We start from the raw sequence: 20,259 nt of genomic DNA, 5'->3' as shown, positions 1-20,259 counted from the left end.
CCGTTGGTGGCGGGAACTCCCGCCTTGCCGCGCGCGTCCAATCTGCTGGACACCTCACGGCGACGACTATCATGCGCATCCTTCTCGTCGAAGACGACACCATGATCGGTGAAAGCGTGCTGGACTGCCTGCGTGCCGAGCACTACGCCGTCGACTGGGTCAAGGACGGCCACGCGGCCGAACTGGCCCTGCGCACCGATCCCTACGACCTCGTGCTGCTGGATCTCGGCCTGCCCCGCCGCGATGGCCTGACGCTGCTGCGCGACCTGCGCGCGCGCAAGGATCGCACCCCCGTGCTGATCGCCACCGCCCGCGACGCCGTCAGCGACCGTATCGCCGGGCTGGATGCCGGCGCCGACGACTACATCGTCAAACCCTACGACCTGGACGAACTGCTGGCCCGCATGCGCGCCCTGATCCGCCGCAGCGCCGGTCGGGCCGAGCCGGTGTTCGAGCACGAGGGCATCACCATCGATCCACAATCGCACGCCGCCACGGTCGACGGCACCCCCGTGCCGCTGACCGCGCGCGAGTGGGCGGTGCTGGAACCGCTCATCGCCCGCCCCGGCATGATCTTCTCGCGCGCCCAGCTCGAGGAAAAGCTGTACAGCTGGAAAGACAGCGTCAGCAGTAACGCGGTTGAGGTTTATATTCATGGCCTGCGCAAGAAACTGGGTCAGAACCTGATCCAGAACGTCAGAGGCGTCGGCTATGTCATCCCCAAAACATGAGCATTCCGCTTAGCTATTCGCTGCGGGCCCGGTTGCTGTTCTTCCTGCTGGCGGCGATCGCGGTCGGCGCGCTGGTGCAAGGCACCATCGCCTACCGCAGCACCTTACAGCAGGCCGACGACATCTTCGACTCGCTGCTGCAGCGCACCGCGCTGTCGCTGGGTACGGGGGACGGGCTGTTGCGCATGGGCCCCTCCCATGCCACGGGCTCGGCCACGCCGATGGCCGACGACCTCATCATCCAGATCTGGACACCGGACGGCGTGCGCGTATTCAATTCGCGCTCGCGCCGTCCCCTGCCCGACCAGATCATCCTGGGCTTTGCCGACACCGAGGTCGAAGGCAGCACCTATCGCGTCTACTCCCTGGCCACGCCGTTCCAGGTGATCCAGGTGGCGCAGGACATGCAAGTGCGCAAGCGCATGGCCGGCGCGCTGGCTTGGCGCACGGTGGCGCCGACCGCGGCGGCGGCGCCGCTGCTGATGCTGATCGTCTGGTGCGTGGTGAGCTGGTCGCTGCGGCCAGTCAAGCGCGCCCGCGCCGAAGTGGCCAACCGCCGGCCCGAAGACCTGTCGCCCATCAACGTGCCCGACCTGCCCGACGAGATCCGTCCACTGATGCAGGAACTGAACCTGCTGCTGGAGCGAATGCGCGGCGCCTTCGCGCAGCAGAAGCAATTCGTGGGCGACGCCGCGCACGAGCTACGCTCGCCGCTGGCGGCGCTGACCCTGCAACTGCAATCGTTGCGCCGCGCCTCCGATGACGCCAGCCGCCGCGTCGCCGAGCAACGGCTGGCGGCGGGCATCGAGCGCGCCACACGGCTGGTGGAGCAATTGCTGTCCATGGCACGCCAGGAGGACGCCGCCGAACCCGCCCCCGCCGAGCCAGTGGATCTGGCCGACGTCGTGCGGTTGGCGTTGTCCGAAACCCTGGCCGACGCCAACGCCAAGAACATCGGCGTGGAATTGCGCGGCGAGCCCCAAGCCCGGGTACGCGGACGGCGCGACGATCTGGTGCTGCTGGCGCGCAACCTGCTCGACAACGCCATCAAATACACGCCGGCCGGGGGCCACATCGACATCCGGCTCGAGACCCAGGCCGGACAGGCCCTGCTGCTGATCGACGACAATGGCCCCGGCATCCCGGCCGCGGAACGCGGCCGTGTGTTCGACCGCTTCTACCGGCTCGAAGGCAACACGCAGCACGGCAGCGGCCTGGGGCTGGCGATCGCCCGCGCCATCGCCGAGCGCCACGCTGCGACGATCACGCTCGAGGATGCGCCCGCCGGCGGCCTGCGGGCCAGGGTCACCTTCCCGCGCGAGTCCGCCCCGATTTAAGATTCACCTAAGTGTCAGGCCCGAAGATAGCGCCATGTCCCCACACATGAACGCAGGAGCCGACATGAAGACTTCGCAAATCACACCCTCGCGCCTGGTAATGGCGCTGCTGGCCGCCGGCGCGATCGGCGGCGCGGGCGTCGCCGCCACGTTTGGCGGCGTTTCAATGGCCGCCAGCGCGCCGGCAGCCGTGGCCAGCGCACCGGCAGCCAGCAGCATGGGCGCCCCCATGCAGGGCGCCCCCAACTTCGCGCAGATCACGCGGGACTACGGGCCCGCCGTGGTCAACATCAGCATCAGCGGCACGCGCAAGGTGTCCGACGAGGACGAAGACCCCTTCGCCCAGTTCTTTGGCCAGATCCCCGGCGCGCGCGGCGGCATGCCCTCGCGCGAGGTGCCGGTCCGTGGCGAAGGCTCGGGTTTCATCATCAGCAGCGATGGCATCATCCTGACCAACGCCCACGTGGTGCAAGGCGCCAAGGAGGTCACCGTCAAACTCACCGATCGGCGCGAGTACCGCGCCAAGGTGCTGGGCGCCGACCCGCAAACCGACGTGGCCGTGATCAAGATCGACGCCAAGAACCTGCCGGTGGTGAAGATCGGCGACGTCAACCAACTGCAGGTGGGCGAATGGGTACTGGCCATCGGCTCGCCCTACGGCCTGGAAAACACCGCCACCGCTGGCATCGTCAGCGCCAAGGGCCGCTCGCTGCCGGACGACACCTCGGTGCCGTTCATTCAGACCGATGTCGCCGTCAACCCCGGCAACTCCGGTGGCCCGCTGTTCAATGACCGCGGCGAGGTGGTCGGCATCAACTCGCAGATCTACAGCCGCACCGGCGGCTTTCAGGGTCTGTCTTTCTCGATCCCCATCGATGTCGCCTACAAGATCAAGGATCAGATCCTGGAACACGGCAAGGTGCGGCATGCGCGGTTGGGCGTGACGGTACAGGAGGTCAACCAGGACCTGGCCAATTCGTTCAAGCTGGATACGCCGACCGGTGCGCTGGTATCGAGCGTCGAGAAAGGCAGCGCGGCCGAGAAGGCCGGCCTGCAACCCGGCGACGTGGTGCGCAAGATCAATGGCAAGACCATCGTGTCGTCCGGCGACCTCGCTTCGCTGATCACGCTGTCTTCGCCGGGCGAAAAGATCGCCTTGGATCTCTGGCGCAACGGCGCCGCCAAGGAAGTGGTGGCGACGCTGGGCGGCATGCCCAAGGACAGCACCCAGACCGCGGGCGACTCGCGCGACGTGCAGAAGGGGCAACTGGGCCTGGCGCTGCGCCCGCTCTCGCCGCAGGAGCAGGAAGCCGCGGGCGCGCAGGGGCTGTTGATCGAGCAGTCGGCCGGCCCGGCAGCCAAGGCCGGCATCCAGCCAGGCGACGTGCTGCTGTCGCTCAATGGCGTGCCGGTGCACAACATCGGTCAGGTCAAGGACGCGCTATCCAAGGCGGGCAAGACGGTCGCGCTGCTGGTGCAGCGCGGCGAAGACAAGATCTTCGTGCCCGTGCAGTTGGGCTGATCCCTGATCGAGGGGCCAGCCACGCAGGCGCCGGCCGGGACGACATCCCGGCCGGCGTCGCGTGCGTCATTCCGCGTCGGGCTGCTTGGCCGGGGCGGCGGCGTCGAACGCGGGCAATTCGCGGCAAGCGGCGTCGATGCGCACCACCGTCGGCATGGCGCTCAGGTCGCATTCGAAGCGGCGCGCATTGGCCACCTGCGGCACCAGGCACAGGTCGGCGATGGTCGGCGTGTCGCCATGGCAGAACCTGCCGGTGGCGGCCGAACCGGCCAACTGCGCCTCCAGGGCTTCCAGCCCCTGGCGCACCCAATGCTGGTACCAGGCGGTCTTGGCGGCCTCGTCCACGCCCAGCGTGTGCTTCAGGTACTTCAACACGCGCAGGTTGTTCAGGGGATGGGTATCGCAAGCGATGCCCAGCGCCAGGTCGCGCACGCGGGCGCGGCCGATCGCGTCGGCCGGCAGCAGCGGCACCTGCGGATGCGTTTCTTCCAGGTACTCGATGATGGCCAGCGACTGCCCGATCACGGCGTCGCCGTCGACCAGCGTGGGCACCAGCGCCGTTGGGTTGACCTTGCGATAGTCTGCCGACAACTGCTGGCCGCCCTCCTTCAGCAAGTGCACGGCCAAGTATTCGTAGGGCAGGCCCTTCAGGTTCAGCGCGATGCGCACGCGATAGGCGGCCGAGCTGCGGAAATAGCTGTACAACTGCATGGAGTCTCCTCGATTCTTTCTTGTCAGGGGCGCCGCGGCTATTCCAGCGATTCGGTCTGCGCGACCTTGCGCGACAGGCCCTTGGGCAGCGGGAACGCCACGTTCTCTTCCAGGCCCGCCATGGTGCGCACCGACACCGCGCCCAGCTCCTTGACCCGCGCGATCACCTGTTGCACCAGGATCTCGGGCGCCGAGGCGCCGGCGGTCACGCCAATGCGCTTGCGGCCCTCGAGCCAGGCCGGGTCGATGGAATGCGCGCCATCGATCAGGTAGGACGCCACGCCCTTGCGGTCGGCCACTTCACGCAGGCGGTTCGAGTTGGAACTGTTTGGGCTGCCCACCACCAGCACCAGGTCGCATTCGGGCGCCAGCACCTTGACCGCGTCCTGGCGGTTCTGGGTGGCATAGCAGATGTCGCTTTTCTTGGGCTCGACGATGCTGGGAAAACGCGCCTTGAGCGCCTTGGAGACGGCGGCGGCATCGTCCACGGACAGTGTGGTCTGCGTGACGTAGGCGAGGTTGTCGGGGTCGGTGACCCGCAGGCCCGCCACGTCCTCGACCGTTTCGACCAGGTACATGCCGCCCTGGGCCTGACCGAGCGTGCCCTCGACTTCAGGATGCCCTTTGTGGCCGATCATGATGATCTCGCGGCCGGCGGCGCGCATGCGGGCCACCTCGATGTGCACCTTGGTCACCAGCGGGCAGGTGGCGTCGAACACCTGCAGACCGCGGGCCTCGGCCTCTGCCCGCACCGCCTTGGACACGCCGTGGGCCGAAAACACCACAATGGCGCCCGTGGGGGCGTCGTCCAGTTCGTCGATGAAGATGGCGCCCTTGGCGCGCAGGTCTTCGACCACATAGCGGTTGTGAACGATCTCGTGGCGCACATAGATCGGCGCGCCGTGCAGTTCGAGCGCGCGCTCGACGATGTCGATGGCGCGATCGACGCCGGCACAGAAGCCGCGCGGCTGCGCCAGCACGACTTCGGCATCGGCGGCGGTGACGGGGACAACCTGGCTCATCAGAGAACTCCCAGCAGCGCCACGTCGACCCGCAACCGCACGCCCGCGAGCGGATGGTTGAAATCGAACAACGCCGATTCCTCGTTGATTTCCTTCAGGACGCCCGAATAGCGCCCGCCGTTGGGCGCGGCGAATTCGACCAGATCGCCCGGCTCGAAGGTCGCGTCGGCACCAGCGTGCTCGGCGAGCATCTTGCGCGTGACGCGCTGGATCAGCTCGGGATTGCGCTCGCCGTAGGCGTCGGCCGGCTCCAGCGTGACGCTGAAGCGGTCGCCCTCGGCCTTGCCCAGCAAGGCGGCCTCCAGGCCCGGCGCCCATTGGCCGCTACCCATCTGCAACGTCGCGGGGCGGCCGTCGAAGGTATCGGTGAACACCGAGCCTTCGCCCGGTCCCGAGGCCAGGGTAATGCGGTAGTGCAGCGTCAGGTAGGAGTCCGGACGGACCAAAACGTTCACTTCGTTAGAGGCGATGCTCAAGATCTGCCACCGTATTCAGACAGTAAATAAACCCCGATTTTAGAGCCTCTTATGAAATTGTCTGCGCGGGTGCCAAAAGCCGACCGTCCCCGGGAGCGCCTGCTGCGCCTGGGCGCCTCGGCGTTACAAAATACGGAACTGCTCGCCATCGCCCTACGCACCGGGGTGCCGGGCCTGAATGTGCTGGATCTTTCGTGCCAACTGCTGGATCGCTTTCAAGGCCTGCGCGGGCTGCTGGGCGCCTCCCCGGAGGAGCTGCAAACCATGCCGGGGCTGGGCACGGCCAAGGCCTGCGCCCTAGCGGCCATCCTGGAAATGGCCAAACGCGCCATCGAAGAGGAACTGGCGCGCGACAGCACGCTCGACCACCCGTCGCGGGTGAAGCAATACTGCCGGGTCACGCTGGCGCATCGCCGCGTCGAGCACTGCATCGCCCTCTACCTGGACAGCCAGTTGCGGCTGATCGCCAGCGGAGAACTGGCGCGTGGCACGCTGTCGCAGGCCTCGGTGTATCCGCGCGAGGTCGTGCGCGAGGCCTTGCGGCACCACGCCGCCGCGTTGATCGTGGCGCACAACCACCCTTCCGGCCTGGCCGAACCCAGCGCCGCCGACCAGGCCTTCACGCGCCATCTGAAACAGGCGCTGGCGCTGGTGGACGTCGCCCTGGTCGACCACCTGATCGTCGCCGGCGACGCGGTCACCTCGATGGCGGAACTGGGCCGCATATGAGGAACTGCGCGCACCGCCGGAATTCGTTAGACTACCGCCCGATATTGCTTTAGGCTTAACCTAATTCCGCTTTCCCGATTCCGCCCCGCGACCCGCGCCCTCCATGAAACGCCTGTGGGATATTTCCCCTCCCGTGTCCACGGCCTCGCCCGTGTTTCCCGGCGATACCCCGTATCGCCAGGAATGGAAGTGGTCGCTCGCGCCCGGCTGTCCCGTGAACGTCAGCGAAATCACGCTATCGCCGCACATCGGCGCGCACGCTGATGCGCCGCTGCACTACCAGAACGGTGCCGCCGCCATCGGCGCGGTCTCGCTCGAACCCTTCCTGGGGCCCTGTCGCGTGATCCACGCGATCGACTGCGGCCCGCTGATCACCCCGGAGCACCTGCTCCACGCCGCCGACAACCTGCCGCCGCGCATCCTGGTGCGCACCGCCAAGCATGCGGCGCAAGACTGGTGGACCGACGACTTCTCGGCCTACGCGCCCCAGACCATCGAATGGCTGGCCGAACGCGGCGTCATGTTGATCGGGCTGGATACCCCCAGCATCGACCCCGCGTCCAGCAAGACCCTGGACAGCCATCACACCATCCTGCGGCACGACATGCGGGTACTGGAGAACCTGGTGCTCGATGACGTGCCGGAGGGCGATTACGAACTGATCGCACTGCCGCTGGCTTTGATCCAGGCTGACGCCAGCCCGGTGCGCGCCGTCTTGCGCGAATTGGGCTGACACCCCGGCCATGGGCCGGCCGTGCGCGCCGCGGCGACCATCCCGCCGCCCGCCCGGCCGTCCCCCTTCGAGAAGCATGATCATGACCACACCGTTCGACCCGCGCATGGCGCTCGCCTGCGCCCGGCTGCCATTCTCCGGCTGGCGCAGCCTGCCCGCCTCCGCGCGCCGCGCCGCCCCACCCTGCCACGGAGGCCAGGCATGAGCCAAGCCCAACGCCCCGAAGACATCGTCCACGAGGAAAAAGCGCAGCTGGATTTCACGCGCGACATGACCTACGGCGACTATCTGCATCTGGACGAGCTGCTGGGGGCGCAGCACCCGCTGTCGCCCGAGCACAACGAGATGCTGTTCATCATCCAGCACCAGACCAGCGAACTCTGGATGAAGCTGATGCTGCACGAGCTGGGCGGCGCCATCGCCAATCTGGCGGCCGACCGTCCCCAGCCGGCCTTCAAAATGCTGGCCCGGGTCAGCAAGATCATGGAACAGCTCGTCCACGCCTGGGACGTGCTGGCGACCATGACGCCGCCGGAGTACTCCGCCCTGCGTCCCTACCTGGCGCGCTCCAGCGGTTTCCAGAGCTATCAGTACCGCCAGATCGAGTTCCTGCTGGGCAACAAGAACGCCGCCATGCTCAAGCCGCATGCGCATCGCGCCGACCTGCTGGCGCAGGTGCAGCGCGCCTACGAGGCGCCGTCGCTGTACGACGAGTCGCTGCGCCTGCTGGCGCGGCACGGGTTGGCGGTGCCGGCCGACCGCCTGGAACGCGACTGGACCCAACCCTATCAAGCGTCCGAGGGCGTCGAACAGGCCTGGCTGACGGTCTACCGCAACACCGACCGCTACTGGGATCTGTATCAACTGGGCGAAAAGCTGACCGACCTGGAGGACGCTTTCCGGCTGTGGCGTTTCCGCCACGTCACCACGGTCGAGCGCGTCATCGGCTTCAAGCGCGGCACCGGCGGCACCTCGGGGGTGGATTACCTGCGGCGCATGCTGGAGGTGGTGTTGTTCCCGGAGATCTGGAAGCTGCGCACGGAGCTTTGATCAACGCGTATCCGTCCCTGAATGGCACCTCCGGGGACGCGCGCGCGCATCGCCCGTCACCGACCGTAATTCCCATGCTAGAATGCACAGTTACTTTTCGGATACGTGGCAAGAACGCCTGTAAGCGGTTCGTGCTGGCGACCCTAACTTTTGACATGACTCCCTGGGGGAGTCCTAGGAAAGCACCATGAAAGAAGGCATTCACCCCGAATACCGCGAAGTCGTCTTCGCCGACCTGCAAACGGGCAGCAAGTTCATCACCCGCTCGACCGTCCAGACGCGTGAAACCATCGAACTCGATGGCAAGACGTACCCGCTCTTCAAGTGCGACGTGACCTCCGAATCGCACCCGTTCTACACGGGCGCCCAGACGCGCATCGTCGAAACCGGCCGCGTGGAAAAGTTCCGCGCCCGTTTCGCCCGCACCGCTGGCACGGTCAAGTCCGCTTCCTGATCCTGTCGCTCCTGCGGGAGTCACAGCAAAAAGGCAGCCTCCGGGCTGCTTTTTTTTCCCCCGATCCTGCTCGTCGACCCACCGGGGGCTGGCGCTTCCCGATCTCTCGGTTACATTAACGCCCGTGTCCCCACTTTCCATTTCCACTCCGGCCCGGCTGACGTCCGTGGCCACCGCAAAACTGCCCAGGCTGATCCTGCTGGGGCTGGCGCTGGCGTATATCGTCGCCGGCCTGTTCATGCGCGACCCGTGGAAAACCGACGACGCGGTCGGCCTGGCAACCATGATCACCGCCATCCGCGAGGGCGGGATCACCTGGCTGCTGCCGCAAGTGGGGCACCTGGCCCATGCCGAGGAAGGCCCGCTGATCACCTGGGTCGGCGCGATCTGCATCTGGCTGTTCGGCCCGTTCATCGGCGACATCACCGCCGGCCGCCTGCCGAACCTGCTGTGGTTCGGTATCACGGCGATGAGCGTGTGGTATGGCACTTATCTGCTCGGGCGCCGCGCCGAGGCCCAGCCGCTGGCCCTGCCCTTCGGCGGCGAGCCGGAACCCCGCGACTACGGCCGCATGCTGGCCGACGCCGCCCTGCTGCTGCTGCTGGCCACGGTCGGCATCCTGCAGCGCACCCACGAAACCACCGTCGTGCCAGCGATCATGGCCTGCCAGGCGCTGGCCTTCTATTCGCTGGCGCGCACCGTCGACCGCCCGGTCACCGGCTCGACCACCCTGGGCATCGCGCTGGCCGCCAGCTTCCTGACCCGCGGCTGGGTCGGCGCCCTGCCGATCTTGATCGCCGCGCTACTGGCGTTCTACCCGCGCGGCCCGCTGTGGAAGTGCAAGCGCTGGCTGCCGTGGGCGGCCCTGCTGGCCGCGGCGCTGATCCTGGCCTGGTGGATTCCCGCCAGCCACCATAGCGAGTACTGGATCCGCAACTGGAAGAGCTGGAACCTGTCTTCGTTCTCGGTGCCGTCGTGGCACGACGTGGGCCGTACCCTGCGCGACCTGCCTTGGTACCTGTGGCCGACCTGGCCGCTGGCGCTGCTGGCGATCTGGCGCTGGCGCGCCTGGATCTATGCGCCGCACATCTGGCTGCCGTTGGTGCTGCTGGTATTCGCGGCCCTCACGCTGTTCGGCCTGGACGAAGCCAGCGACTCCGAATACGCGCTGATGGCCGTGCCCTGCGCCGTGCTGGGCGCGTTCTCGCTGCCGACCCTGCGGCGCGGCGTGGTCAACACGCTGGACTGGTTCGCGGTGATGTGTTTTTCGCTGACCGCCGCTACCGCCTGGCTGGGCTGGATCGCACTGCACTTCCAATGGCCGGCGCAAATCGCCCGCAACATCGGCCGCCAGACCACCGGCTACGAGCCCGTCATCTCCTGGACCGCCTTCGGCCTGGCCGTGGCCTTCACCATCGGCTGGATCGCCCTGGTGGTGTGGCGCCTGCGGGTCAAGCCGCAGGCGTTGTGGCGCGGCACCGTGCTGTCCGCCGGCGGCCTGACCGTCACCTGGATCCTGCTGGTGCTGCTGTGGCAACCGGCGGTCGACTACGCCCGCAGCTACCGCACCGTCTCGGGGGAACTGGCGCAAGCTCTGGCCCAGAACATCCGCCCCGGCGAGTGCGTGCGCGGCCTGAGCCTGGGCAGCGGCCAGCGTGCCTCCTTCCTGATCTTCGACAACCTGACGTTCACTTTCGACTCGAAGTGCACGCTGGTGCTGCAGCAAACCACCAATCAGAGCCTGCGCGACAACACCGCCGCCTACAGCGACAGCGCCGATGTGCTGTGGCAGGGCGGACGTCGCGCCGACCGCCAGGAAGTGTTCCGCCTGCTGCGAGTCGGCCCCACCCGATGATGCCTGCCCAACCGGCGGCGCCCGGTTTCGGCGCCACCCTGCGCAACATCGCCAGACAGGCCTGGCCGGTTCTGGTCAGCCAATGGGCCGGCATCTCGTTCGGCGTGCTGGACACCGCCATGACCGGCCACGCCAGCGCCAACGACCTGGCGGCGATGGCATTGTCCGCCTCGATCTACATCACCGTCTTCGTCGGCTTGATGGGCGTGGTCCACGCCCTCATCCCGATCCTCGCCCAGCATTTCGGCGCCGGCAACAACCGGGAAGTGGGCCGCTGCTGGGGCCAGGGCGTGTGGCTGGCACTGGGCCTGTCGGTGCTGGGCGGCATCCTGATGCTGTTCCCGGATTTCTGGCTGTCGATGTCGGGCAACGTCGACCCGGGCGTGCGTGAGCGCATCGCCGCTTACCTGCGCGCGTTGGTGCTGGCTTTACCGGCGGCGCTGGTGTTCCGCACCATCTACGCACTGGGCACGTCGGTATCGCGGCCCAAACTGGTGATGGCGATCAATCTGACCGCCATCGGTTTCAAGGCGTTCTTTAACTGGCTGTTCATCTACGGCAGCCTGGGCCTGCCCGCGATGGGCGCCACCGGCGCCGGACTGGCCACCGCCGTGGTGTCCTGGATGAGCCTGGGGCTGGGCCTGTGGGTCATCACCCACGACCGCTATTACCGCCGCTTCCACCTGCATGTCGGCCGGCCCGACTGGCAGACACTGAAAGAGCTGCTGCGCCTGGGCATCCCCATGGGCGGCTCCTATCTGGTCGAAGTCTCGGCCTTCACCTTCATGGCGCTGCTGGTGGCGCGCGAAGGCACTTTCGTGACCGGCGGCCATCAGATCATGTCGAACCTGGCGGCCCTGTGCTACATGATGCCGATGGCGCTGGGCGTGGCCACCGCCGCCCTGACGGCGCAGGCAATCGGCGCGGGCAACCTGGCGCATGCCCATCGCACCGGCATGGCCGGCCTGGCGCTGGGCCTGATGGGCGCGCTGCTGACCGCCGTGGTGTTGCTGGCCGGCCGCCCGCTGATCCTGGCGGCTTACACCGACAATCCGCAGGTGGCCGCGGTGGCGACCACGCTGTTGGCCGTGCTGCCGTTGTTTCACCTGTTCGATTCCATGCAATGCATCAACTCGTACCTGCTGCGGGCCTACAAGGTGGCGGTGGTGCCGCTGCTGCTGCAGACCGTGGCGCTGGCCGGAGTCGGCTTGGTCGGCGGCTGGTGGTTCGGCTTCGGCCCGGGCCGCGGCGGCCTGGACGGCTTGCGCAACGTCCTGGTGCCAGGTTCGCCCACGGGCGCCGGCAGCATGTGGCTGATGGCCATGGTCGGCCTGGCGCTGTCGGCCACCTTGCTGCATTTCTGGTACCGGTACATCGTGCGCAGCGTGGCGCGCTAACACGACGCCAAGACGAAAAAAAAGCAGCCATGGGCTGCTTTTTTTCCACCTGCGTGGCCCCGTTCAGCCCTTCGGCCGCTTGTCGATCACACGGCGGGCCTTGCCGGTCAGCGTACGCTCGACGTGGCCGGCCTCCGCAACCTGGATGCGGGCACTGACGCCGATGTGCGTCTTGACGGCATGCTGCAGTTGCTTGCCGAGCGCGGCACGCTCGGTGTCCGACAGGTTCGAGAACTCGGCCCGCACCTCGGTCAGGATTTCGAGCTCATCCATATTGCCGGTGCGCGACAGCACCAGCTGGTAGTGCGGCGCCAGTTGCGTGATCTTGAGCACCAGTTCCTCGACCTGGGTCGGGAACATGTTCACGCCGCGCACGATCAGCATGTCGTCGCTGCGGCCGGTGATCTTGCCGATGCGGCGCATGCTGCGGGCGGTCGGCGGCAACAGGCGGGTCAGGTCGCGCGTGCGGTAGCGAATGATGGGCATCGCTTCCTTGGTGAGCGAGGTGAACACCAGTTCGCCCGGCTCGCCGTCCGCCACGGGCTCGCCCGTGTCCGGATTGATGATCTCGGCGTAGAAATGGTCTTCCCACACCACCGGGCCGTCCTTGGTCTCGACGCATTCGCTGGCCACGCCCGGGCCCATCACTTCGGACAGGCCATAGATGTCGACGGCGTCGATGCCGGCCTCGGCCTCGATGTCGGCGCGCATCTGGCCCGTCCAGGGTTCGGCGCCGAAGATGCCGATGCGCAGCGAACTTTGACGCGGATCAATCCCCTGGCGGCGCTGCTCTTCCAGAATATTGCAGAAATAGGAGGGCGTGACCATGATGATATCCGGACGGAAATCGTTGATCAACTGCACCTGCTTTTCGGTCTGCCCGCCCGACATCGGGATGACGGTGCAACCCAGGCGCTCGGCGCCGTAATGCGCGCCCAGGCCGCCCGTGAACAGGCCGTAGCCGTAGGCCACGTGCACCGTGTCGCCGGGCTTGCCGCCGGCCGCGCGGATCGAGCGCGCCACCAGGTTGGCCCAGCGGTCCAGGTCGCCCTGCGTGTAGCCCACCACCGTCGGCTTGCCGGTCGTGCCGCTGGAGGCGTGGATGCGCGAGATGCGCTCGCGCGGCACCGCGAACATGCCAAACGGGTAGTTCTCGCGCAGTTCCTTCTTGGTGGTGAACGGGAACTTGGAAATGTCGGACAGCTGCTTCAGGTCGTCCGGATGCACGCCGATCTCGTCGAACGCCTTCTTGTAGTGCGGCACGTTCTCGTAGGCATGCTTGAGCGACCACTTCAGGCGCTGCAACTGCAGGGCGCGCAGCTCATCCTGGCTGGCATGCTCGATGGGGTCCAGCCCCGGCTTGCTCATGGTGTTGGACATGGTTATCTCTCTCCTGGAATGCATCCTCCGATCCGGGGGGCGCGCCGCGCGCCCGCCTCGGCCGGTGGTCTTGTCTTGGGTTGGTTGACGCGTTCAGGCCTCGGCTGGCGTGCCGACGATCTGCCCCTTGATGCGATACGAACGCCCCCGGAACAGGGCGACGTTGCGGCCGTCCTGGTTGGTGACGGTCACGTCGTACACCCCGGTGCGGCCGGCCAGCGAGCGCTCCTGCGCCACCGCGGTCAGCAGGTCGCCCTCGAAGCCGGGGGCCAGGTAATCGATGGTGCAGCCCGACGCCACGGTGCTGACGTTGCGCGAATTGCAGGAAAAGGCGAAGGCGCTGTCGGCCAGCGCGAAGATGAAGCCGCCGTGGCAGGTCTTGTGGCCATTGAGCATGTCGGGGCGCACCCGCATGGTCAGGCGCGCATAACCCGGCGCCATTTCCTCGACCTTCATGTCCAGGCCCTGCGAGGCCGCGTCGCCGGCGTACATCACCGTGCCCACGGCCTGCGCCAGTTCCTGCGGATCGGTCGGCGCCTCGACGGGCGGAACGTGCGTGCTGCTCATCATTGCCCCTTGAACTGCGGTTCGCGTTTGCCCAGGAACGCGGCCACGCCTTCGGCGTAGTCGGCGCTGCGGCCCAATTCGCGCATCATGTCGCGCTCCAGGTCGAGCTGGGTCGCCAGGTCATTGCCCAGGCTGGCCTGCAAGGCGCGCTTGGTGAAGGCCAGGCCCTTGGTCGGCGCGCGCGAGAAATGTTGCGCCAGATTTTCCAGCGTCGCGTCGAACGCATCGTCGGCCACGCATTGCCAGATCAGCCCCCAGGCCTCGGCCTGGCGCGCGCTGAGCTTGTCGCCCAGCAGCGCCAGTCCCATGGCACGGGCGCGGCCCACCAGGCGCGGCAGCACGAAGGTACCGCCGGTGTCGGGGATCAGGCCCAGCTTGCAGAACGACTGGATGAAGTTGGCCGATTCCTTGGCGATGACGATGTCGCCGGCGAACGCCAGATTGGCGCCGGCGCCGGCCGCCACGCCATTGACGCCCACCACCACCGGCAGCGGCAAGGCGTTCAGGCGGCGCACCAGTGGCGCGTAGAACTTGTCGACGGTCTCGCCCAGATCCGGCGGCGTGCCGTCGGGCGCGGGCTTGCGCTCGCTCAGGTCCTGGCCGGCGCAGAAACCGCGGCCGGCGCCGGTCAGCACCAGCACGCGCGCGCCTTCGGTCTCGACGCGGGTCAGCGCATGCGCCACTTCGCCGTGCATGTTGGCGGTGAAGCTGTTGAGCTTGTCCGGGCGGTTCAGCGTCAGGCGGGCGATGCCGCCGGCCAATTCAAATTGGATGTCTTGGTAAGTCATATCCGATCCCACCGTTCAGATGTGGCGGCGGGTTTGCACCACGCGGAAGCGGTTGGACACGTAGGCCGAGTCGGACAGCGCCGCGTTGGCCGCCGGGTTGGCGCCGGTGCCGTGGAAGTCGCTGAAAGCCGCGGTCTGGTTGACGAACACCGCGCCGGTCAGGTTCAAGGACAGCGACACGCCCGATTCCTCCGCCGCCTCCTGGATCTGCTCGGCCACCTCGTTGCTGGTGGTGTAGGCCGACAGCGACAGCGCGCCATGCTCGATCACGCTGTCACGCGCGATCTGGATGCTATGCGCGGTGGAATCGGTGGCCACCACGAAGGCGATCGGGCCGAACCATTCCTGCGTGATGGCCGGGTTGCCGGCTTCGGCGCGCAGCAGCAGCGGCGTGCGCACACGGGCGTTCTCGAACTGCGGATGCGTCAGCGTCTTGCTGTCGGCCACCACCGGCAGGCCCAGCGCGCGGGCCTTCTCGATGCGCTCGACGATGGCTTCGTTCTGGATCGCGCCGGTCAACTCGACGGCCTTGGCGGCGTCGGCGCCGAGCTTGTCGACCGCCGCGCCCAGGGCGGCGGCGACCTCATCGAAACTGATCCGGCCTTCCGGCGTCTGGATGCCGTCGCGCGGCACATAGATATTCTGCGGCGCGGTGCACATCTGGCCCGAGTACAGCGCCAGCGAGAACGCCAGGTTGCGCGCCACGCCCTTGAGGTCGGCGGTCGAATCGATGATGACCTGGTTGACGCCGGCCTTCTCGGTGTAGACCAGCGCCTGGCGGGCGTTGTTCTCCAGCCAATTGCCGTTGGCGGTGCTGCCGGTGAAGTCGATGATCTTGACCGCGGGATCCAGCGCCAACTGGCGCGCGGTGTCTTCGTCGGCCGTGTGCGCGGCCAGCAGCACCACGTCGGGATCGAAGCCGGCTTCCTGCAGCACTTCGCGCGCCACCTTGACGGTCAGCGCCAGCGGCAGGATCGCGCCGGGGTGCGGCTTGACGATCACGGTATTGCCAGTCGCCAGGCTGGCGAACAGGCCCGGGTAGCCGTTCCAGGTCGGGAAGGTCGAGCAGCCAATCACCAGCGCCACACCGCGCGGCACCACGGTGAAGTGCTTTTCCATGCGGATGGGCTCGTTCTTGCCCTGCGGCTTTTCCCAGATGGCCACGCCCGGGATGCGCGACATCTCCTGCCAGGCGTAGGCCACGGCCTCGAAACCGCGGTCCTGCGCGTGCGGGCCGCCAGCCTGGAAAGCCATCATGAAGCCCTGGCCGGTGGTGTGCTGGACGGCGTAGGCCATTTCAAAGCTGAGCTTGTTCAGGCGTGCCAGGATCTCCAGCGACACCCCCACCCAGGCCTGCGGGCCGGCGCGGCGCCAGTCCTGCAGCGCGCGCTTGGACGCAGCCACCAGCTTGGCCGCCGGCACGTGCGGATAGGTGATGCCCAGGTCAAAACCATAGGGCGACTTCTCGCCGCCCACGGTGCCATCGGCGTCGTGCAGGTTCAGCGGAAACGGCTTGCCGCGCAGGGCCTCGAAGGCGGCGCGGCCATCGTCATTGGCGGTCTCGCCATAGTTGCGGGGACTGGGCGACTCGGCAAACGGGCTCCAGTAACCGCGCAGCGCGGCGGCGGCCAGGGCTTGCTCCAGCAGGGGCTGATGGCGTTCGAAGAATTTCTGGGACACTGCGTCTCTCCAAATGGAATAGGGGTGTGACTGGCGTGCGCCGGGTCAGGTTTCCTGGTCGAAGTCGATCACCAGGCGGTCGCTGACCGGAAAGCTCTGGCAGCTCAGGATAAAGCCTCGCGCCACTTCGTAGTCTTCCAGGGCAAAGTTGGCGTCCATGTCCACTTCGCCCTCGACCACCTTGCAGCGGCAGGTGGAACACACCCCGCCCTTGCACGAATACGGCAGCTCGATGCCCTGCGCCAGCGCCGAATCCAGCACGCTGTCTTTGTTCTTGTCGATCACGAACTTGCGGCTGTGGCCGTCCTGCACCACGGTCACCTCGCACTGGCCCTTGCCGGGCGCCTGGCGGGCGTCCTGCCCCGTGCGCAGCGCGCGCGGCCCCTTCGGGGCGCCGAACAGTTCGAACTTGATGTTCGCCTTCGGAATGCCACGGGCCTGCAACCGCTCGACCACGCTCTCGGTCATGGTTTGCGGACCGCAGACAAACGCGTAGTCGATATCCTCGGGGCTCATCCAGGCCGACATCAGCTGGTCGACCTTGTCGCCGTCCAGGCGGCCGTTGAACAGCTCGATGTCCTGGGTTTCTCGGCTCATGACGTAGACCAGCGAGAAGCGCTCCATGTACAGGTTCTTCAGGTCTTCGATCTCTTCGCGGAACAGCACCGCCGACGAGGCGCGGTTGCCGAAGAACAGGGTGAACTTGCTTTGCGGCTCGGTCGACAGCGCGGTCTTGACCAGCGAGAACACCGGCGTGATGCCGCTGCCGACGGCAAAAGCCACGTAGTGGCGCTTGTTTTCGGGGGCGAAGTCGACGGTGAAGTTGCCGGCGGGCGCCATCACTTCCAGCGTCTGGCCCGGCTGCAATTCATGATTGGCCCAGCTGGAGAAGACGCCCTCGTCGACCTTCTTGATGGCCACGCGCAACAGCTTGTCGTGCGGCGCCGAACAGATCGAATACGAACGGCGCAGTTCCTCGCCGTTGAGCTCGGTTCGCAGCGTCAGGTACTGCCCCGGCCGGAAGGAGAACGCGTCGGCCAGCGTGTCGGGCAGGTCGAAGGTCACGACCACCGCGTCGCGCGTATTGCGCGCCACCGAAGCCACTTTCAGGGGGTGGAATTGGTTCTGGCTCATTGTCGAAACCACTCTCAGTGAGTCTTGAAGTAATCGAACGGCTCGCGGCAACTGACGCAGCGATACAGCGCCTTGCACGAGGTCGATCCGAAATTGCTGATCAGGCGCGTGTCGCGCGAGCCGCAACGTGGGCATTCGATGGCGGGCCCGGCATTGCGCCGGCTGATGCCCGAGATGTCGATGGCCCGCTGCGCGGGCGCGGCGATGCCGTAGTCCTTGAGCGCGGCGCGGCCCTTCTCGCTCATCCAGTCGGTGGTCCAGGCGGGCGACAGGCGCGTATCGACGCGCACCTCGCCGATGCCGTGGCGCCCCAGCACCTGACGGATGTCCTCGGTGATCTCGCGCATGGCCGGGCAGCCGGAGTAGGTCGGCGTGATGACGACGACACAGGCGTCGCCCTCGAACGCCACGTCCCGCACCACGCCCAGATCCACCACCGACAGCACGGGGATCTCCGGATCGGGAACCTCCTGCAGCCAGGCATAGACCTGTTCGATGGACACAGGCGCGACAGCGTTCACCACTTGGCTCCCGGATAGGCGCGCGGCAGGAATTGCATTTCCGCCAGCACATAGCCGAGTTCCTCGGTGTGCCGGCCCTGGCGGCCGCCACGGTGCGCCGGATGATTCGCGGCCGCCGCTTCGGGCATGGTCAGCGTGGCTTCGTCCAACACCTCCGCCACATGCTGCTCCCAGGGCGCGCGCAGCGCCGCCAGTTCACAGCCGATGCCGCGCGCGGCCATGTCCAGGTCGATCGCGTCGTCGGTGAACAGCTCTCCGGTGAAACGCCAGGCGTCGTCGATGGCCGCCTGCATCTTGCCGCGGCTGACGTCGGTGCCGTCACCCAGGCGCACCACCATGTCGGACGAGCGGCGCACGTGGTACGTCACTTCCTTGAGCGACTTGGCGGCGATGCCGGCGACGCGCTCGTCGGAGGATTGCGCCAGGCGTTGCAGCAGGAAGTAGTGCCAGACGTCGAACAGGAACTGGCGCGCCATGGTGTCGGCGTAGTTGCCGTTGGGGCGTTCGACCAGCAGCGCGTTGTGGAACTGGTGGGCGTCGCGCAGGTAGGCCAACGCGTCTTCATCGCGCCCGGCGCCTTCGACCTCGCCGGCCAGGGTCAGCCACATGCGGGCCTGCCCCAGCAGGTCGAGCGCGGTATTGGTCAGCGCCAGATCCTCTTCCAGGATTGGGCCGTGACCGGTCCAGGCACCCAGCCGCTGCGACAGGATCAACGTCGTGTCGCCCAGGCGCAGCAGATATTCGAAGAAAGTCTTGTCCATGTCTCCCCCACCGCTTTACATATGCTTGATTTCTTCGGGCATCGGGAAAAACGTCGGGTGCCGGTAGACCTTGCTGTTGGCCGGTTCGAACAAGGGATCCTTGTCGCCCGGGCTGCTGGCGGAGATGTCGGACGCGCGCACCACCCAGATGCTCAAGCCTTCATTGCGGCGGGTATAGACGTCGCGGGCGTGGTTGATCGCCATTTCGGCGTCGGGTGCGTGCAGGCTGCCAACGTGCTTGTGGGCCAGGCCGTGCTGGCTGCGGATGAACACTTCCCACAGAGGCCAGTCTTTGCTCATGATGGATATCCTCGAATGCCGGGCGCGTGTCGCGCCCGGATATGGATGACAGTAAGGAATGGGAGAAAACCGGGCCGCGCCCGGCCAGGGCTCAGGCCGCCTTGCGCTCGGCCTGCTTGTCGGCGTGGGCGACCAGCGCCTCGCGCACCCAGGCGCCGTCTTCGTGGGCCTTGACGCGCGCGGCCAGGCGTTCACGGTTGCACGGGCCGTTGCCCTTGAGCACGGCGTAGAACTCGGCCCAGTCGATCTCGCCGAAGTCGTAGTGGCCACGCTCGGCGTTCCACTTGAGCTTGGGATCGGGGATGGTCAGGCCCAGGTATTCGGCCTGCGGCACGGTCTGGTCGACCATCTTCTGGCGCAGTTCATCGTTGGAGAACAGCTTGATCTTCCAGGCCATGGACTGGGCGCTGTTGGGCGAGTCGGCGTCCGAGGGCCCGAACATCATGAGCGCCGGCCACCACCAGCGGTTCAGCGAGTCCTGCACCATCGCCTTCTGTTCGGGCGTGCCGTGCAGGCACATCTGCATCAGCAGGTCGTAACCCTGGCGCTGGTGGAAGGACTCCTCCTTACAGACCCGCACCATGGCGCGCGCGTAGGGGCCGTAGGAGCAGCGGCACAGCGGAATCTGGTTGATGATGGCCGAGCCGTCGACCAGCCAGCCGATCATGCCGATGTCGGCCCAACTGAGCGTGGGGTAGTTGAAGATGCTGGAGTACTTGGCGCGGCCGGCGTGCAGGTCATCGATCAGGTCGTCGCGCGACACGCCCAGGGTTTCGGCGGCGCTGTACAGGTAGAGTCCGTGGCCGGCCTCGTCCTGCACCTTGGCCAGCAGGATGGCCTTGCGCTTGAGCGACGGGGCGCGGGTGATCCAGTTGCCTTCGGGCAGCATGCCGACGATTTCGGAGTGCGCGTGCTGCGAGATCTGGCGCACCAGCGTCTTGCGGTAGGCCTCGGGCATCCAGTCCTTGGCCTCGATCCGCACACCATCGTCGATGCGGCGCTGGAACGTCTGTTCGCGGCCTTCGAGCTGGTCGGCGGTCTTGACCTGCTTGACGCCGGTTTCGACGAGTTGAGCGTACATGTTTGTCTCCTTGAGACGGTTTGCGATAGC

At 67.0% G+C, this 20,259-nt stretch carries 21 protein-coding genes; 9 read left to right on the top strand and 12 right to left on the bottom strand.

The features are described from left to right. Window positions 1-71 precede the first annotated feature (71 nt). The 3 genes from ACN6O8_RS01805 (at window position 72) to ACN6O8_RS01795 (ending at window position 3,590) form a co-directional block, all read left to right on the top strand. Window positions 72-731, top strand: coding sequence for a response regulator (locus ACN6O8_RS01805; protein ID WP_427989373.1), 660 nt, complete (start codon window positions 72-74; stop codon window positions 729-731). Continuing rightward, window positions 728-2,068, top strand: a complete 1,341-nt coding sequence (locus tag ACN6O8_RS01800; protein WP_427989372.1) for an ATP-binding protein — start codon at window positions 728-730, stop codon at window positions 2,066-2,068. The genes ACN6O8_RS01805 and ACN6O8_RS01800 overlap by 4 nt, the downstream gene beginning before the upstream one ends. 64 nt (window positions 2,069-2,132) lie before the next feature. Then, window positions 2,133-3,590, top strand: a complete 1,458-nt coding sequence (locus ACN6O8_RS01795; protein ID WP_427989371.1) for a DegQ family serine endoprotease — start codon at window positions 2,133-2,135, stop codon at window positions 3,588-3,590. Window positions 3,591-3,656: 66 nt separating this feature from the next. On the opposite strand, the gene maiA is transcribed toward ACN6O8_RS01795, so the two are convergent. The 3 genes from maiA to ACN6O8_RS01780 are packed head-to-tail and all read right to left on the bottom strand — an operon-like array spanning window position 3,657 to window position 5,799. Next, window positions 3,657-4,301 carry a maleylacetoacetate isomerase gene (maiA, locus tag ACN6O8_RS01790; protein ID WP_427989370.1) on the bottom strand — a complete coding sequence of 215 codons (645 nt, stop codon included), beginning with the start codon at window positions 4,299-4,301 and terminating at the stop codon, window positions 3,657-3,659. 38 nt (window positions 4,302-4,339) lie between these two features. Further along, window positions 4,340-5,323 (bottom strand): 4-hydroxy-3-methylbut-2-enyl diphosphate reductase, encoded by a 984-nt coding sequence (gene ispH / locus ACN6O8_RS01785; RefSeq protein ID WP_427989369.1) that lies wholly within the window; start codon window positions 5,321-5,323, stop codon window positions 4,340-4,342. After that, window positions 5,323-5,799: an FKBP-type peptidyl-prolyl cis-trans isomerase gene (locus tag ACN6O8_RS01780; protein ID WP_175132455.1), complete on the bottom strand. Its 477-nt coding sequence runs from the start codon at window positions 5,797-5,799 to the stop codon at window positions 5,323-5,325. Before ACN6O8_RS01780 ends, ispH begins: the two co-directional genes overlap by 1 nt. Before the next feature lie 51 nt (window positions 5,800-5,850). Here ACN6O8_RS01780 and radC point away from each other — a divergent pair, with 51 nt between their 5' ends. The 6 genes from radC (at window position 5,851) to ACN6O8_RS01750 (ending at window position 12,017) form a co-directional block, all read left to right on the top strand. Next, a complete protein-coding gene (gene radC / locus ACN6O8_RS01775) occupies window positions 5,851-6,528 on the top strand; it encodes a RadC family protein (protein ID WP_427989368.1) in 678 nt (225 codons plus the stop codon). A 103-nt stretch (window positions 6,529-6,631) separates the two neighbouring features. After that, window positions 6,632-7,261: an arylformamidase gene (gene kynB / locus ACN6O8_RS01770; protein WP_427989367.1), complete on the top strand. Its 630-nt coding sequence runs from the start codon at window positions 6,632-6,634 to the stop codon at window positions 7,259-7,261. 201 nt (window positions 7,262-7,462) lie between these two features. Then, window positions 7,463-8,311 carry a tryptophan 2,3-dioxygenase gene (gene kynA, locus ACN6O8_RS01765; protein WP_427989366.1) on the top strand — a complete coding sequence of 283 codons (849 nt, stop codon included), beginning with the start codon at window positions 7,463-7,465 and terminating at the stop codon, window positions 8,309-8,311. Between the two features lie 187 nt (window positions 8,312-8,498). Further along, a complete protein-coding gene (locus ACN6O8_RS01760; protein ID WP_006388310.1) occupies window positions 8,499-8,765 on the top strand; it encodes a type B 50S ribosomal protein L31 in 267 nt (88 codons plus the stop codon). A 124-nt stretch (window positions 8,766-8,889) separates the two neighbouring features. Then, the gene (locus ACN6O8_RS01755; RefSeq protein WP_427989365.1) at window positions 8,890-10,620 is read left to right on the top strand and encodes an ArnT family glycosyltransferase; all 1,731 of its coding nucleotides are present in this window, start codon (window positions 8,890-8,892) and stop codon (window positions 10,618-10,620) included. After that, window positions 10,617-12,017 (top strand): MATE family efflux transporter, encoded by a 1,401-nt coding sequence (locus ACN6O8_RS01750; RefSeq protein ID WP_427989364.1) that lies wholly within the window; start codon window positions 10,617-10,619, stop codon window positions 12,015-12,017. The genes ACN6O8_RS01755 and ACN6O8_RS01750 overlap by 4 nt, the downstream gene beginning before the upstream one ends. Before the next feature lie 63 nt (window positions 12,018-12,080). Here ACN6O8_RS01750 and paaK read toward each other — a convergent pair whose 3' ends face one another. The 9 genes from paaK to paaA all read right to left on the bottom strand — a co-directional run bounded on the left by paaK (window position 12,081) and on the right by paaA (window position 20,229). Beyond that, the gene (paaK, locus tag ACN6O8_RS01745; protein WP_427989363.1) at window positions 12,081-13,397 is read right to left on the bottom strand and encodes a phenylacetate--CoA ligase PaaK; all 1,317 of its coding nucleotides are present in this window, start codon (window positions 13,395-13,397) and stop codon (window positions 12,081-12,083) included. Between the two features lie 93 nt (window positions 13,398-13,490). Next, window positions 13,491-13,964 (bottom strand): hydroxyphenylacetyl-CoA thioesterase PaaI, encoded by a 474-nt coding sequence (paaI, locus tag ACN6O8_RS01740; protein WP_049072392.1) that lies wholly within the window; start codon window positions 13,962-13,964, stop codon window positions 13,491-13,493. Further along, window positions 13,964-14,752 (bottom strand): 2-(1,2-epoxy-1,2-dihydrophenyl)acetyl-CoA isomerase PaaG, encoded by a 789-nt coding sequence (gene paaG / locus ACN6O8_RS01735; protein ID WP_427989362.1) that lies wholly within the window; start codon window positions 14,750-14,752, stop codon window positions 13,964-13,966. Before paaG ends, paaI begins: the two co-directional genes overlap by 1 nt. Before the next feature lie 15 nt (window positions 14,753-14,767). After that, window positions 14,768-16,432, bottom strand: a complete 1,665-nt coding sequence (paaN, locus tag ACN6O8_RS01730; protein ID WP_427989361.1) for a phenylacetic acid degradation protein PaaN — start codon at window positions 16,430-16,432, stop codon at window positions 14,768-14,770. A gap of 45 nt (window positions 16,433-16,477) precedes the next feature. Continuing rightward, the gene (gene paaE / locus ACN6O8_RS01725) at window positions 16,478-17,566 is read right to left on the bottom strand and encodes a 1,2-phenylacetyl-CoA epoxidase subunit PaaE (RefSeq protein ID WP_427989360.1); all 1,089 of its coding nucleotides are present in this window, start codon (window positions 17,564-17,566) and stop codon (window positions 16,478-16,480) included. A gap of 14 nt (window positions 17,567-17,580) precedes the next feature. Continuing rightward, entirely contained in the window at window positions 17,581-18,087 is a 507-nt protein-coding gene (gene paaD / locus ACN6O8_RS01720; RefSeq protein ID WP_427989359.1) for a 1,2-phenylacetyl-CoA epoxidase subunit PaaD, read from the bottom strand. Then, on the bottom strand, window positions 18,084-18,848 hold the full coding sequence (paaC, locus tag ACN6O8_RS01715; protein ID WP_427989358.1) for a 1,2-phenylacetyl-CoA epoxidase subunit PaaC: 765 nt from the start codon (window positions 18,846-18,848) through the stop codon (window positions 18,084-18,086). Before paaC ends, paaD begins: the two co-directional genes overlap by 4 nt. A 15-nt stretch (window positions 18,849-18,863) precedes the next feature. Beyond that, window positions 18,864-19,148 carry a 1,2-phenylacetyl-CoA epoxidase subunit PaaB gene (gene paaB / locus ACN6O8_RS01710; protein ID WP_006388300.1) on the bottom strand — a complete coding sequence of 95 codons (285 nt, stop codon included), beginning with the start codon at window positions 19,146-19,148 and terminating at the stop codon, window positions 18,864-18,866. 91 nt (window positions 19,149-19,239) lie between these two features. Next, on the bottom strand, window positions 19,240-20,229 hold the full coding sequence (paaA, locus tag ACN6O8_RS01705; RefSeq protein ID WP_427989357.1) for a 1,2-phenylacetyl-CoA epoxidase subunit PaaA: 990 nt from the start codon (window positions 20,227-20,229) through the stop codon (window positions 19,240-19,242). Window positions 20,230-20,259: the final 30 nt, after the last annotated feature.

Origin of the sequence: Achromobacter sp. (assembly GCF_050285565.1) — a bacterium.
Taxonomy (GTDB): domain Bacteria; phylum Pseudomonadota; class Gammaproteobacteria; order Burkholderiales; family Burkholderiaceae_B; genus Achromobacter.
The sequence above is the reverse complement of the archived record's forward strand: the minus strand, read 5'-3'. Positions and strand labels throughout refer to the sequence as shown.